The sequence below is a fragment of the Blastococcus sp. CCUG 61487 genome (assembly GCF_005222955.1).
Taxonomy (GTDB): domain Bacteria; phylum Actinomycetota; class Actinomycetes; order Mycobacteriales; family Geodermatophilaceae; genus Blastococcus.
Map to the genome: position 1 here is coordinate 1 of NZ_LWUA01000029.1, position 1,501 is coordinate 1,501.

Below are 1,501 nucleotides of genomic sequence, written 5' to 3' on the forward strand. Positions count from 1 at the left end.
GGGCGGGTTCAACCGGTCGATGCAACACCGGGCTGTTGAAGGGACAGTAGTTGCTCGGCGAAGACCTCGGCGGGAGTCTTCCAACCCAGGACTTTGCGGGGCCGGTCGTTGATCGTCAGCGCGACGGCTTCGAGCTCGTCGGCGGACCAGCGGGACAGGTCGGTTCCCTTGGGGAAGTACTGGCGGAGCAGTCCGTTGGTGTTCTCGTTCGTCGGTCGCTGCCATGGCGAGTGGGGGTCGGCGAAGAACACCTTGGTGCCGGTGTCGAGGGCGAACTGGGCATGGCCGGAGAGCTCCTTGCCCCGGTCCCAGGTGAGCGTCTGCCGCAGCTGATCGGGCAGTCGTGTCATCGACGCGGTCAGCGCAGCGTTCATCGCCAGTGCCCCGTAGCCGCCGAGGGAGGGCCCGTTCTTCACCGCCGGCTGCTGGCCCCAGCCTTCCATGCGGGGTAGGTGCACCAGCAGTGTCGAGCGGCTCGAGCGCTCGACGAGCGTGCCGATCGCCGACCGGCCGGTGCCGATGATCAGGTCGCCTTCCCAGTGGCCTGGGACGGCTCGGTCGGCGGCATCGGCGGGCCGCTGACTGAAGACCACGTCGACGGTGACGTGCCCCTGGGGCTTGTTGCGCGTGCGGGCTCGTGGTTCTCGCAACGCCCGTCCGGTGCGCAGGCACGCGACGAGCTCACGGTTGAGCGCACCGCGGCCCTGGATGAACAGCGCCTGGTAGATCGCCTCGTGGCTGATCCGCATCGACTCATCTTCGGGGAAGTCCAGCCCGAGGCGGTTGCTGATCTGCTGCGGGCTCCAGGCGGTCACCCAGCGCCGATCTGCCCGGTGGGGCTTCATCTTGCGCCCCTTCCACCCGGCCGCGACCGGGCCCGCGACGACCGTTCCATCAGCGCGCCGTACGGTGCCGTCCAAGCGTTCCTGGACGTAGTCGCGCAGGCGCTGGTTGGTCACGAGCTTGGCGACCTTGGGGCGCTTGGCGGCCTGCTGTGCCTTCCACTGGGCGACCGTCGCGCGGTAGTCGGGCCGACCGCTACGCGTGGCCGCGTTGCGGCGCAGCTCACGCGAGATCGTCGACGGATCGCGCTGCACAGTACGGGCGATCTGGCGCACGCCGGCGCCCTTGGCGCGCAGAATCGCGATCTCCTCACGCTCCTCGAAGGTCAGGTAGCGGCCCGTGGGCTCGGCCAGCGAGATCGGCGGCATGCCGCCAGCGTGGCGAAACCACCGGGTGCCCACCGGCCAGGACACGCCGACCGCCAGCGACGCCTCGACCGTGGTGATCCCGGTGGCGATCAGCCGCCAGAACTGGCGCTGCACCACCCGTGAGGGGTCCGGCCTACCAGGCGAGCGCATCGCCGGCCGAAGAGCACGGTCAGCACGCCACTGCCGACGCAGGTCCTCGGGAACATCGCTGGTCTTCTTGCTCCAGTCCGCCGTCACCACGCCGCACACCTCCACGATCAAGGTGTTGCGACGACCAGTTGAATCCACCT

The 1,501-nt window shown here is 69.3% G+C and carries 1 protein-coding gene; it reads right to left on the reverse strand.

Annotated features, from left to right (window positions below):
• Window positions 1-8 precede the first annotated feature (8 nt).
• Window positions 9-1,361, reverse strand: coding sequence for an IS30 family transposase (locus A6V29_RS03090; RefSeq protein ID WP_502700063.1), 1,353 nt, complete (start codon window positions 1,359-1,361; stop codon window positions 9-11).
• Between the last annotated feature and the right edge of the window lie 140 nt (window positions 1,362-1,501).